The sequence below is a fragment of the Vibrio sp. 11-4(1) genome (assembly GCF_013048625.1).
In the GTDB taxonomy this organism is placed as follows: Bacteria; Pseudomonadota; Gammaproteobacteria; order Enterobacterales; family Vibrionaceae; genus Vibrio; species Vibrio diabolicus.
This window is the reverse complement of record NZ_VHSY01000020.1, coordinates 1-13,252: the sequence shown is the minus strand read 5'-3', so window position 1 is coordinate 13,252 and position 13,252 is coordinate 1. Positions and strand designations below refer to the sequence as shown.

Genomic DNA, 13,252 nt, shown 5'->3' with positions numbered 1-13,252 from the left:
TGCACACCATGCAGCTTGATAGTTGGAGTGTATCTGGCTTGAAAGAGCTGGAAAAGTCACTAACAGAAATCGGCGAAAAAGCTGGGTTAAAAACATTGCGCAAGGCCAGCCGTGAGGCAATGTCGGGTGTGCAGTTTTCCATGGCAATGGGCGCAGGCTACAACACTGAAAGCCCTGATGGTGAGCACATGCGTGACAGCATCAAGATCAGCACGAAAAAGCTAGACAGCAAACACGGAGGTAAGGATAACGCGCTAGCTACTCGCGTTGGTCCGTCCAAAAAGCACAGCCAAAAAGCCATTGCACAAGAGTACGGAACGACAAGACAGGCAGCCGATCCTTTTATGCGCCCCGCGCTGTATGAGAATCGTCATCGAGTCGTTGGAACTTTCCGTACCGTGTTAGCGACGGAAATTCAAAAAGCAATCAAGAAGCAAAGCAAATGACCTTAGAAAGCGCATTGAATGCCTGGTTAAGCCAATTAACTGGGCTGGATTGCTATTGGCTAAATAGACCAGAAAGCGCCGATAACGCAGTGGTTTATCGTTGTATTACCCCTGGCTTTGTTGATGGCAATTTACGAAAAACGGGCATTCAGGAAGATGTGTATAGCTTAACCATCTACCACCAAGACCCCGATCAGGGAAAGTCTCTCGCTGATCAAATCTCAAAAGCACTCGAACAGTTTACTGGCGAGTTAAACCCTGGAACCGAACAGGCGTACCGAATCCAACTTGCGGAGTTAAGTGGCGGTTTTGACCAGCCCTTACTTGGTGAAAGCGGCCCTTCAAGTTACCAGTTCAATCGTGATTTTTTAATTAAACACTAACGGGAGATAACACCCATGAGCACTCTAAAAGAACCTAGCACTTACGCGATGCTTCCTGCGGGCACTCGCGTTCTGTTCGGTGGTATTGAAGACGAGGTTGGCGCACTAAAACTGCTTAAAGATGCCAACGCAGTAGGAACTACGGGCAAAACCTCGGGGTTTACTGAAGCGGACCGTCTCATCGATACCGAACGCAAGTACATCGCCGAGGTGCCAGAAGGTCCAGATAAAGAATTCGCCTTTCTTGATGATCCGAGTGACGCAGATTTGCAATCGCTTTTGGATAAAGCGGAAGCAAATGAAACGGTCAAAATTCGCATTGAATTCCCCAATAAACGCTGGGCGGAAATGATCGTCGTGCTGGGCGGTTGGAGTCATCAAGAGCTCGATAAGAGCAAGCCAATGTACCTGGTTGTCAACGGCAAGCAGAACTCAATCACTCGCGGTATTACCACTGTTACCCCATAAGGAATATCAATGAACATTAAATCTCAACTTCTTAAACCTGTTTCTTTAAGTACCGTGACTGTCACGATGTTTGATGGTGAATTTAAAGTGAAACGCCTAACAACAGCCCGTCTCAATCAACACGACAAGGAAGTTAAAAAGCACACCGAGACGCAAAACGGTGAAAAGCTCAACACCGCCGCCGCGAAACTGGTGCTTGACTCCATTCTCGATGAAAACGATCAGCCGTTATCAGAATCTGTCACACCCGAACAGTTAATGGAAATTCATACCCCTCTGGCTATTAATGCGGCCATGCGTCAAATCATCCAGGTGAACTATTTAGGTAAAGATGCCGAGGAAACGGCAAAAAAAGACTAACCGACGACCCAGCCCTTCGCTTTTTTTTCAGTTTAGGCGAGGTGCTGGGTATCGTCGATCCTCGCACGATGTGTGACAGTGTCGATACCGAGCTGATGGCGCTTTGGCTTGCCCACTTTTCGCTGAAGCGAGAGGCCGCTGGCGTCGACAGTCCGCCACCAAGCTCGGTTCAAAACAGCACCCAAGCACGCATCATTGATTATGAGAGCGTTGACCAACAGGTGAACGTCTGCGAAAGGCTGCTTTTGTAATGTCCGATATTGCCAAACTTACCGTGGCGTTATATGCCAATAGCGCCCAGTTCACCAGTGAGCTGAAAAAATCGCAGAACAAAGCGAAAAACTGGTCTGATTCAATAAGTAAAACCATGTCCATTGCCGCAAAAGCAACCGCCGCCTCCGCGGCGGCTGCGGCAGGGGCATTGGTGTTGGTCTACAACCAGCAAGCGGCCATCATCGATCAAACGGCCAAGTTTGCTGACCGTATTGGTATCTCAACCGAAGCGCTGACACAGTTCCGCCACGCTAGTGAGCTAACGGGCGTAGGGGCGAAAAACCTTGATATGTCTTTGCAGCGCATGACGCGTCGAATTGCTGAAGCCGCCCAAGGTAGTGGTGAAGCCGCGCCCGCACTGAAACAACTTGGTTTAGATGCGAAGCAGCTCGGTGAAATGACCCCAGATCAGCAGCTTTATGTGTTGGCTGATGCCTTTACCCAAGTAGAAAGTCAGTCAGAACGTGTTCGTCTGGCGTTTAAGTTGTTTGACTCCGAAGGTGTAGGCATGGTGAACATGCTAGCCGGTGGTGCAGAAGGCTTGCGCTCGATGGCTGATGAAGCCGACCGACTGGGTATCACACTTTCGCGTGTTGATGCCGCTAAAGTTGAGATGGCCAACGATGCTATGTACAAAGTTGGACTGACAACTACCGCACTAAAACAAGAGCTAACCACTCAGCTTGCCCCAATCGTTGCCGCCTTAGCAGATGAGTTTGTGAACTACTCACAGCAATTTGGCGGCATGAACAACATGATCGCGGAAGGAATTCACAGCACTACCAAAGGTATTGGGATCATGGCGGATACGCTTCATGGTGTGCAAATCATCATTGAAGGCATGTCGGTAGGTTGGGAAGGTTTCAAGCTTGGTTTTATGGTTGCATCGCAAGCGATCACCACAGGTTTACATGAATTGGGTAAATTCATCTTCCAGGTAGTCGTTTCACCCTTGCAATCCGCACTGGATTTGGCGGGGAACTTTAGCGATGAGGCGGCGCAGATGGCGGCAGAGTTACGTCAGTTCTCCAATATGCCACCGCCGCAGTTGTTTGATGCATCAACCATTAACCAAACCAAGCTGGACTTAAACCAAGCTATTTGGGAGTTGAGAAGTTTAGCCAGTGAGCCTCTACCTTCAGAGGGAATTGAAGCTTGGTATCAAAATACCAAAGCGAAGTTTGATCAGTTGGCTCAAGACTATGCCAGCACTATCAACTACACCAAACCAGGCAGCACGCCATTACCAAACCCAAATGATAAGCCCGCGGAAGAAGATAAAGCCGTCGTCGCATTTAAAGCGGCCACCGCGCAACTTGAAACGGAATGGCAACGTCGTTTGGCTATTAACGCTGCCGGTGAACAAGCTGACGCGGCGCGAGAGTCGTTTGCTTACGCCGATCGTCAGTCTCGTTTATCTGAGCAGTTCCAATCGGCTTATGAAGCGGCCATGGATAACCAGGCGCTGCAACAAGAACTGGAAAACCAGTATTTTGCTAGCCGAGAGTTGTTATGGCAGGAGCATCAAGCCAACTTAACGGACATTGAGAAGCAGCAAGCTAAAGCTCGCTATGCAGCCCAAGCAGCGCAGTTAAGCAATTATTCCGATTTGTTCGGCAGCATGGCTGATGTGGCAGAGACGTTTGCGGGTGAGCAATCTGGCATTTACAAAGCCATGTTTGCGGCATCGAAAGCGTTCGCTATTGCTGAATCGATCATCAAAATTCAGCAGGGCATCGCTACCGCGGCCGCTTTGCCGTTCCCAGCGAACATTCCTGCTATGGCGACGGTGGCAGCATCAACGGCCAGCATTGTCAGCACCATTCAAAGCACTCAGTTGAAAGGGATGGCGCACAACGGGATCAGCAATGTGCCTTCAGAGGGCACTTGGCTACTTGATAAAGGTGAGCGTGTCTATACCAATGATAGCGCTAAGCAGTTGGATCAGATGTATTCCGAGATTGTCGGAGGCCGTTCTGGTTCGAACAATCAAGGCAGTGCTCCTGCGGTTAAAGTGGTCATTCATGAAGCGCCCCCTGGTACTTATGCTGCGGGAACTCCAACCCTACAAAGGGATGAGGAAGGCGAAAAATGGGTGATCGAAGTGTTCTGTAAAGACTTGCAAATGGGAGGCAACAGCGACGAACTGATGCAGGCTCAATATGGTGTTAATCGTCAAGGGAGGTATTAAACATGTCTATGTTAACCATTGACTGGCCTGTCCATAAATTTGGCGCACCCTTATTGGCTCCGTATCAACTCAAACGTCAACCAAACATATTGCGCACAGATATGGCGACAGGGATGGCCCGTCAACGTCGGATAGGCCAAAACGTCCCCACTCAAATGACTGCCGAATGGTTGATAGAAGCCGACAAGCGTAACGACTTTGTCGGCTTTATTGATTATGCGCTTCAAGGTGGGGTGGTTTGGTTTAAGTTGCCGGTGTTAGTTGGCGACCAGCTGATCGACCATGCCTGTCGCTTTGTGAAACATCCCGCCGAGAACGAAACCCCAAAGCGCCGCTATTCCATTTTTAAAAGTGTCATCGAGATCCGCAAGGCATACCGAAGCCCTGATGATGCAGTCGTAGCGGCAGTGCTGGCACCAATGACATTAGACAATTTTGTAGAAGAAATAAATATGTCCCGTTACTACACAGAGAGCTGGAAGCAATGACCGATAGTAATAACTTTTTTCAATTAATCGAAAGACACTCAAAAAATTTAGATTGGCTAAATCAGATTCTAAAAGGTGGTGTCGATGATTCCATCATTATTGATGGTGTATCAAAACCATCAATATCAAAAGACATTGCAAATCATTACAGTGAAATCAAAGCCATGGTGGTTGGGCGAGCGACTTATGAAACAAAATCAGGTCTACCTGCCTCGCCCCCGAGTGGTGTAATTCTTGCGGAAGTATGGCGCGATCCTGTTCGTAACAATAATGGGCTCTATGGTTGGACAGGTAGTGAGTGGGAGAAATCACCTTATGATTCAACGAAAGAGTTTGTTGATATGGTTGATGTTGTTAGGGCGGATCTAGGTGATGCTGCAACCAGTCACCAACAAGCCGGGCTTGATGCAGATACTAACCCACTTATTACTGATAACGGTGAGGATTATGCTGGCGGTATAACGGATGCGATGGGAAGAATGATCGTTGCTTTTGGTCTTGAGGGCGCAATTAATATCTTTACGAAATTATCGGTCAACTTTGCTGAGTTCAAGACAAAAGATGACCGTGCCGGCATAGCAACAAAAGGTGATGATGATGTTCGGGTTGGTGTGTCTTCGGGCGGTGCACCATTTATGGACTCAATGGAAGTGCATCAGGGTGAAAATGTTGAGTACGCCATTATGGATGAGTCTGGCCGGATGGCGTTTATCCTTTATTCTGATGGCTCCATTGAGACAGTTAACCAGAGAGTATCCGCCTCGCCATCGGATTATGCTTGGTCAGTTCAAGACTCTAAAGGCCGCGTTGCCCTAATGGTTAATCCAGATGGAACTGTTGATTTTCTGCCGAGTGATAGCTTGGTGTCAAAAATTGTCCCAGAAGACAAAGGAGAGTTTATTCCATTATTGACGGAACATAACCACATTATCATGCACGGTCAATCATTGTCCGTAGCACTTGGTTCTAGACCCGCCATAACTCCTGAATCAACGAGTGGCGCACTAATGCCTGATTATGGTTTTTATGACGGTAATAGTGATGCGTCTCAAGGTCTTGAAAGTGGGCCGCCTAAATCAACAGGATACACGACCATGACGACTTTAGGTGATGCATCTATGGGTAATGAAGTGCCAACAGCTGGTGCTTGTGAGCAATTGCAAAAAATGCTCAATGATGAGTTTAGCGCTGGTGCGCATGTGGTTATTGGTTCAAACAATGGACATGGTGGCTACAAGATTGATCAACTGGACAAAGAAGGAGTGGGTACAGGACCGACCCCCAACTATTTGCTGGGTGTAGAGCAATCAGAACTATATAAAAAGCACTCTGCCAATCTAGGTAAGCATTGTTTAACGCAAGCCATGCTCTGGATGCAGGGCGAAACTGATGTTTCACAAGGTACAACCAAGCAAGAATATAAACGCCGTCTTGAAAACTTAATATCAGATTATGCGAAAGATATTAAGCAAGGTTACCACCCTGCGCTACTTACGTATCAAGTGGGTTCTCACACTAAGCGTATGCCTAATGCGACTTCAGATGTGCCGGTAGCTCAGTGGGAACTGAGCAACGAAAACCCTTATGTATTTATGGTTTGCCCTACATATGTGTTTCCTTATAACAGTGATGGCGTTCACTTGCCTAGTCGATCATCTCAATGGATCGGGTGTTATTTCGGGAAAGTGTTATTTAACGTATTGACGGGAAAAGGTTGGAAGCCAGTTCAGCCAGAAAGAATCAACAGGCAAGAAAATATAGTTCTTATTGACTTTCATGTGCCAAAACCACCATTGGTAATCGATACAACGTTAATTACAGATCCTGGCGATTATGGATTTGAAGTGTGGGAGGGGGATAATCAGCTAACCATTAAGTCTGTGAGTGTTGTTTCGGGAACGCAAGTGAAATTGGTCCTCAATGAAATACCATCATCAATCGTACAGGTTCGTTATGCGATGGGTGTAGAAGGGCAAGGGGGCGGACCGACAACCGGACCAAGAGGAAACATTCGAGATTCAGATGACACGGTAGCAGTATTTAATGATCAAGATGGTCAGCCGTTTTCGTTGTTTAACTGGTGCGTAATATTTATTAAAAATGAGGACAAATAATAATGGGTACTTTGATTCGACTTATTGGAACAACATTTAATAACCCTGACTTACCCTTGGCTCAAATTCCATACGGAGGCATTACCAAAGGTTTGCTAGGTGCATATCATTTGCGCCATTCGTTGGGTCTTTGCAAAGATTTGAGCGGTAATGGAAATAATCCAGTTTTGCGGGGCTCAATTTCCTTCGAAGAAAACCATTTAATCACTGGTAATGGTAAGAACGGACTGACAACACCAATTAAGCACAATCAAGCGCAGGAGTTTACGATCTGTTCTATTATGCGTCGTCCTACGCAACAGTCCACATCATATGGTTTCGGGGTTAATACTTACTCTGATGGGGCTAATAATAATGGCGGTGCAAATTTAATGGGCAACGCATCTACAGGTGCAGTTCGTCACCAATTGCACGTTGTTGATCCTGTTCAACCTGATAATGTACGAACGGTTGTGACTGACTTTCCAACCACTGAGCCAGATGAGTGGTTTGCGTACATCATGACCGTATCTGCGGTGAATGGTGAAGTTAAGGGCTACTGTTTTAAAAAGTCATCTAGCCCGTATGTGACCGATATAACTACCGCTGTCGTTCATGGGCGAGATGTTGATGATTATATGATTGGATACTCTAATTCTAGTTCCAACGCTGTTATGCACAACGCCTATGCAGCAATATTTGACCGAGCGTTGACAGAAGAAGAAGTTGCAACACAGTACGCCTCAATGAAACGTTATGCATCTGCTGTAGGGTTAGGTGATGTCTAATGAAAGCCATCGAAGTTGCCTACGCCAGTGCGCCGGCAGATGATGCCTTCATTCATACCCTAGAACTCGAACACCCCGCCTTTCCTGGCGGGGTTTTTCGTTTATGTAACGGGTTTGATGATCAGACATTAACGCTGGAAACGGGGCAAACCGTGACGTTTACGGCGTCAGGGCTCGGGATTAACTTGCCAGAGCGTGCCGTTATGGGCCGAGAAGATTTGTTATTTGCCCTGGATAACGTCACAGGCCAAGCGCGCCGCTTAATGCTAGCAGCCAAAGAAGCCGGTGGAGAGATTTGGGTGAGGTATCGCCCATTTCTTGAAACCAACGCTAATGGCCCCGCGCAAGCTCCTTTAACCATGGTCGCAGTTTCTTATCGTGACGACCGACAAACCGCCAGTATATCCGGCAGTTTTCGTAACCTGATGGATAAAACCTGGCCTTTTGTATTGTTCACTCCTAGTAAGTACCCCGGAACCAAGTACGCCAAATGATCACATTAAATGACTTTCTCAAAGTGCCCTATGTTGACCATGGGCGCGATTTGGATGGGTTGGACTGTTACGGGCAAGTGTTTCTTGCCCGTTCTTTATTGTTCCACCGTCCGCTTGGTGATGATTACCAACACATTCACCCAGACGACAAAGTGGCGATGACCTCCGCTTACTTTGAATGTCTGCCCAATTTCAAATTGGTAACGAGCAAAAATCCTCCCCCTGGTTCGGTTGGATGCTGCTTCAGAAAAGACGCCAATGGCAATGATGTTTTGTTGCACGTTGGGTTAGTGGTCATCGTTGATGGCCAGATCAAGGTATTAAACACGAGCAAAAAGTCAGGGCCAGAAATCATGCCCCTGCGATCCTTTACCCGCTTAGCTCTAGATGTGAGATTTTATGATGACCGTAACGATTAGAACGTTTCCTAATAAACTGGATCGGACGATTTTCGAGCTGGATACGTTTGAACCAGGACAAAGTCTAAATGATATCTTACAGTCCGAAATTCCCAATTTTAGAGTTATGGCTACACCGCCCATTGAGGTCGATAGGAATGGCCGCCGTTTCTTACCAAATCAATGGGATGAGCAGCTGAAAGAGGGGGATGAACTCGATATTACCGTTCGCCCTCGTGATCCAGTTTCCTTGGCTTACGCGATAGTTGCGGCGGTGGTCGCCGGTGTGGTGGTTGCCACCCAGATGGCTCCCCAAGATAACTATAGTAAAACCACCCCAGATGGCTCCCCTATTTATGATGTAAATGCTCAGGGTAACCAAGTTCGCATGATGGGAGTTGTACCTGAGTTATTTGGTACGCACGGCACTTTCCCTTGCCTTATCAATCCGCCGCATCGTTATTATTACGATGATTCCGAATACCTATTGTTAATGACTATGGTCAGTCGCGGTTATTTGTCGCTGACCAATGATGATATCCAGATTGGTAATACGCCGATCATCAATTACTCAGGCGACATCGATACTCAGATTAAAGACCCAGGAGAGGACGTTACGGCACATCCAGCTTGGCGAAATATGTACACATCGCCAGAGGTAGGCAGCACGTCAGGCGGTGGCGGTGGTATCGAGCTCGAAGGGGCGGTGAACTCGATAGTTGCGCCACAAACTTCATTCTCTAGCAATGTGTTAACCATCTATCAAGATCTAGATGGTTATAAAGTGCCGTATTGGCCGCCAGAGTGGGAGGATGGGAACCGTTTAGAAATCATTGATACTCAAGGTGCTGTTTCTGTTACGGAGCTCGATGCGAATGGTGCATGGCGTGAAAGCAACTCAGGCCGCTTGGCATTTTTTGGCAAAGATCCTGTGCTCAGTTCGAGAAGGTTTGGCGAATACCTTCAGTATCCAATTGGCCAAACCACCCAAAGTGATGGTGAGACTGTTACCGAATATGCGATGGGCGTGGTCGATAGTGTCACCGTTCAGGAAGTCGCAGGGGTTGAGTTTTATGTGGTAAATATTCTCGACGATAGTGGTTACTGGGTGCCAGTGACCGATTTGCCAAGTGGTTTGAGATACACACCGTTAACTTTGTTAGGGCGTGATGATGGCATTTACCGCGTTCAAAGCCACACTGACAAAGCTGGCACCTTGAAAAAGCTTTATCCCAACAAAGAGGGGACCATCATTGGTTGGAGTTCGTTTGGTGGCATTGGGGCGTTTACTGGCGTTCGAGTCACTACAGTTGACTCATTACCAGGTAAACCTGTTGGGCCAATTTATGCCTGTCCGGTCAACGAAGTGACCAACGAGATACACGCTGATCTGCGTTTCTCAGAGGGTATCGGTTATCTAAATGACAATGGTGATATCAATGGTCGAACCTTGCGGATCATGTTGCAATGGCGAGAAGATGAAAACAGCGAATGGAAAAGCCAAGAGTTTAAGCGTACAGGTGCCACGAAAGACCAATTGGGTAATACAGTCAAAATCTCATTAGGAAAATACTGCCGCCCACAATTCCGAGCCTACCGTATCTCAGGTAAAGCGAATGATACAAGAACGTGGGACACCGTTGAGTTGGTTCGCTTAAAAGCCGTTTTGGAAAGCAAAACCAATTACCCAGATGGTACTACCTTAGCGGTAAGGATACGAGGAACCAACGCCTTATCGCGCAGCGCAGAAAACAAACTATTTTGCACCCCAACCCGAATGCTACATGTGCCTGATGGTCAGGGAGGTTGGACGGGGAGTGATTACAATAGTCGTGCCGGCATGGTGGCCACAAACGACATTGCACCGGTGCTGCGTTATATCTGTCATGAAATTGGATTGAATGACAGCAACATTGGCCAAGCAGAGCTGTTGAGGCTTCATGACTTATGGCAGGGGCGAGGTGACCGGTTCGCTGCTCAGTTCGACAATAAGGACACGTTCTGGCAAGCCAATAAGCGTTTATTGTCGGTTGGTTACAGCGTGCCTACCCTAGAGTTTGGGCAAATCATCCCTGTGCGTGATGAGCCTCGTAGCACTTATGATCACATGTACCAACCAGACAATATGACCGGAAAAGGACTGTCTCGCAAAGATGAGCTGTTCAAGCTGGACGAACCTGATGGCATCGAGGTGGAATACTTCAGTGAGAAAACATGGAAGTCTGAAACGGTGCTGTGCTTATTGCCAGGTGATAAAGGGGCCAATCCTCGCCGAATCAAGGCATTTGGTATTGTGGATCACCAAAAAGCTTGGCAGTACGGAATGAGGGAGCGTCGTTTAGCGCGCTATGTTCGCACTGAATACAGCTGGGGCACAGAGATGGATGGTTTTAATAGCCGTTATTTATCGTATGTGGCGTTAGCTGATGACGTTCCTGGCTACAGTCAAAATGGTAAGTTGCAAAATTGGCAAAATGTTCCTGGGGGAACGTGGTTACAGCTCGATAAAGATGTTGCTTGGAAAAACGGTGAAACTCACTGGATTGCGTTACGCAAACCTGATGGACGTTTGTCTGGCCCTTATCAAGCCATTAAGCTCCCTGGCTTTAACGAGGTGCAGATTGCTGGCAAGTTGGACTTCACGCCAGACCTATCTGGTCGCCAAGAGTTCCCATATTGGATGTTCGGTACAGGTGAGGAGTGGAGTTTTCCTGCGTTGGTCACCTCGATCAAACCGCAGGGCACTGAAAAGGTCAGCATGACGGCGAGAAACTATGACCATCGTGTGTACATCGATGACGATAGTATTGCGCCGACAGTAGGTAATGACCCAGTGCTTGGCATGATGCTGATTGCCAGTGGTAATGGCGATGTGATTACCGCTGATCGCTCCGTTCTTTGCTTAAAACCAGGCGATAAAATTCACTTAAACCAGACCGAGTCTGACTATCAGATCACTTCGGTGTCAGAGCAGCAGTTATCTATTAGCAACTTGGACGGAAGCGCTGCAAGCTTGGCGTTTAACCAGCAACCAATCACTCTCACATTAACCGCCAGAGGTTAATGCCAATCAGAGCCGCCACGTACAGTGGCGGTCCTTTCTATCATCATTTCTGTTAATTCCTTGCCAAGTAAGTGTTTTTTCGGTCTAATTACTGTGTATTTATACAGTGTTAAGGGGCCATCGAATGCCAAATGACCAAAACAGCTTAATTACCGGTGATCTTTCTTGTACCATTAGAAACTTAGATGAATTTTTGCGCTTCTTATGTGCAGCGGGAGAGGATTCTGAAGTGTGCGAACCTGGTATGTCACATGGGCTCAGACTGGCTTATGGGGCAAGCCATTGGATAAAAAACCACCTTCAAGAGTGTAGTTGTGACTCAGCTCTCGCTGATCAATCAAAAGAAAAGCGATCATAGCTAATGCAAAAGGCTGCATCGTGTGGTAGATTTACTGTCGTTACCACGGTATGTGGTTGCAAGTTCGAGACGCAGAACGAAAAACAAACAATTTGGATTTGGCAAGATTCAGATGGTGAAAAGCCCGGCGCTAACCGGGCTTCTCGATAATTCGAGGCGCAACTAAAAAAGCACACAAGAATTGATTGGCATTGATTAGTGTACTTGTTGCGGTTCCCTACTGCAAGCCTTGCCGCTTAGAAAATGGGCTATTAATGGAACCAACAAGAACACACAACCGTGTTAGAGGATTTCACTCGACACGTTGTAAAAACCCAAACCCTTCTTATGCAGTGCCAGAGAACCACAGAAAGCGCTTAGCGTTTGTTCGTGATTTGGTCACCGCATCACAATCTCGTGACGTAACTCGCAGCGATGAGGCCATGCTTGCACGCTGTCAGGGAGAGCGTCAAAAGCATTTCTATAAAGATCGAGCTAACGCGATCAACGCCCTCCACTCTGTATTCAGTGAGCACGTTAACTTAGTGACGTTTCAGATCGAGATATCACTCAGGAACGCATCGGATGCAGCTGGCCTCAGTACCACATCAGAGGCCGAGCTAAAGCGTGCCAAAGAAGATCCTACTCATACGCCAGTGGTTTCTATCTCTCGTGCCAGCCGAGCATTTAAAGACATGGTTGCGATGGGTTGGATTGTGGCCAAGGATGAATGGCAAGTCTGGGATAAAGAGGCCGGATGTTGGATCGATAAGTATTACGAAGCCACGCCGCTCTTTTTTAATGCCTGTGGCGTCACCACTGAGCGTCTTATGCGTCAACAATCAACACGGTTGGGTTATCTCAAAGACCAGGCTTTGCGTTCTGGGAAGACGCCCGCTGAAGTTGGCCGCATGTCGATTACTCAGATTAAAGCCGAACGCCAACTTCAATGGCGTAAACGTGCCTTTGAGCGTCGTGGTAAAGAACACGCCAGAAAGAAAGCTGTACGTGCATTACATGGTAAAGACCGCGCAGAGCAACGCAGAGTGGCTCAACGTCGTGTGTTAGATGCGCTTACGCCTTTTGAAGCCAAGACCATCGATCAGCAAACCTTTAAAGAAATGGTAAACAAAGAGATCGCAATGCTGCGTAAGTTTGCCGATATATCGCCCCCTATACACTGATCCCGCTTTTCTCTCTCCTTACTTAACCAGACCCTAGTCTGGGTTTTGTCGTGCCTGTAGGCTTATTCTAGGGCGATTTCTCGCCATTTATCTCTGTGTTTTGTCCGTGCCTTGCGCACCGTGTTGATGTGATCACCGGTTCTCATTACTTACCCACAATAAAGTGCAAAGCTGATTCGTTTAATGTGCATGAGGGTTGTTTTAATGTGCAAAATTGAACTTCTTTTTTATATATACTGATATCTACTTACTACGCCCCAACAAGTTGGGGATATAATGTCTGGC

At 47.3% G+C, this 13,252-nt stretch carries 13 protein-coding genes; all 13 read left to right on the top strand.

Features of this window, described 5'->3' with window-relative positions; genetic code table 11:
• Positions 1 to 8: 8 nt before the first annotated feature.
• The 13 genes from FKN16_RS22850 (at position 9) to repA (ending at position 12,967) form a co-directional block, all read left to right on the top strand.
• Positions 9 to 446, top strand: coding sequence for an HK97-gp10 family putative phage morphogenesis protein (locus FKN16_RS22850; protein ID WP_054702781.1), 438 nt, complete (start codon positions 9 to 11; stop codon positions 444 to 446).
• Positions 443 to 829 carry a hypothetical protein gene (locus FKN16_RS22845; RefSeq protein WP_170903590.1) on the top strand — a complete coding sequence of 129 codons (387 nt, stop codon included), beginning with the start codon at positions 443 to 445 and terminating at the stop codon, positions 827 to 829. Before FKN16_RS22850 ends, FKN16_RS22845 begins: the two co-directional genes overlap by 4 nt.
• A gap of 15 nt (positions 830 to 844) precedes the next feature.
• Positions 845 to 1,297: a hypothetical protein gene (locus FKN16_RS22840; RefSeq protein WP_054702775.1), complete on the top strand. Its 453-nt coding sequence runs from the start codon at positions 845 to 847 to the stop codon at positions 1,295 to 1,297.
• Between the two features lie 9 nt (positions 1,298 to 1,306).
• On the top strand, positions 1,307 to 1,657 hold the full coding sequence (locus FKN16_RS22835) for a hypothetical protein (protein ID WP_170890350.1): 351 nt from the start codon (positions 1,307 to 1,309) through the stop codon (positions 1,655 to 1,657).
• A 68-nt stretch (positions 1,658 to 1,725) separates the two neighbouring features.
• Complete coding sequence (locus tag FKN16_RS22830; RefSeq protein ID WP_170890349.1) at positions 1,726 to 1,908, top strand: hypothetical protein; 183 nt, start codon at positions 1,726 to 1,728, stop codon at positions 1,906 to 1,908.
• Positions 1,908 to 4,121: a hypothetical protein gene (locus FKN16_RS22825; RefSeq protein WP_170903589.1), complete on the top strand. Its 2,214-nt coding sequence runs from the start codon at positions 1,908 to 1,910 to the stop codon at positions 4,119 to 4,121. Before FKN16_RS22830 ends, FKN16_RS22825 begins: the two co-directional genes overlap by 1 nt.
• A 2-nt stretch (positions 4,122 to 4,123) precedes the next feature.
• Positions 4,124 to 4,609: a hypothetical protein gene (locus FKN16_RS22820; protein WP_170903588.1), complete on the top strand. Its 486-nt coding sequence runs from the start codon at positions 4,124 to 4,126 to the stop codon at positions 4,607 to 4,609.
• Positions 4,606 to 6,723 carry a sialate O-acetylesterase gene (locus FKN16_RS22815; RefSeq protein WP_170903587.1) on the top strand — a complete coding sequence of 706 codons (2,118 nt, stop codon included), beginning with the start codon at positions 4,606 to 4,608 and terminating at the stop codon, positions 6,721 to 6,723. The genes FKN16_RS22820 and FKN16_RS22815 overlap by 4 nt, the downstream gene beginning before the upstream one ends.
• A gap of 2 nt (positions 6,724 to 6,725) precedes the next feature.
• Entirely contained in the window at positions 6,726 to 7,490 is a 765-nt protein-coding gene (locus tag FKN16_RS22810; protein WP_170903586.1) for a hypothetical protein, read from the top strand.
• Positions 7,490 to 7,984 (top strand): DUF1833 family protein, encoded by a 495-nt coding sequence (locus tag FKN16_RS22805; RefSeq protein WP_170903585.1) that lies wholly within the window; start codon positions 7,490 to 7,492, stop codon positions 7,982 to 7,984. The genes FKN16_RS22810 and FKN16_RS22805 overlap by 1 nt, the downstream gene beginning before the upstream one ends.
• Positions 7,981 to 8,403 (top strand): hypothetical protein, encoded by a 423-nt coding sequence (locus FKN16_RS22800; protein ID WP_170890343.1) that lies wholly within the window; start codon positions 7,981 to 7,983, stop codon positions 8,401 to 8,403. The genes FKN16_RS22805 and FKN16_RS22800 overlap by 4 nt, the downstream gene beginning before the upstream one ends.
• On the top strand, positions 8,384 to 11,446 hold the full coding sequence (locus tag FKN16_RS22795; RefSeq protein WP_170903584.1) for a host specificity factor TipJ family phage tail protein: 3,063 nt from the start codon (positions 8,384 to 8,386) through the stop codon (positions 11,444 to 11,446). Before FKN16_RS22800 ends, FKN16_RS22795 begins: the two co-directional genes overlap by 20 nt.
• A 612-nt stretch (positions 11,447 to 12,058) precedes the next feature.
• Positions 12,059 to 12,967 (top strand): plasmid replication initiator RepA, encoded by a 909-nt coding sequence (gene repA / locus FKN16_RS22790; protein ID WP_170903583.1) that lies wholly within the window; start codon positions 12,059 to 12,061, stop codon positions 12,965 to 12,967.
• Positions 12,968 to 13,252 lie beyond the last annotated feature (285 nt).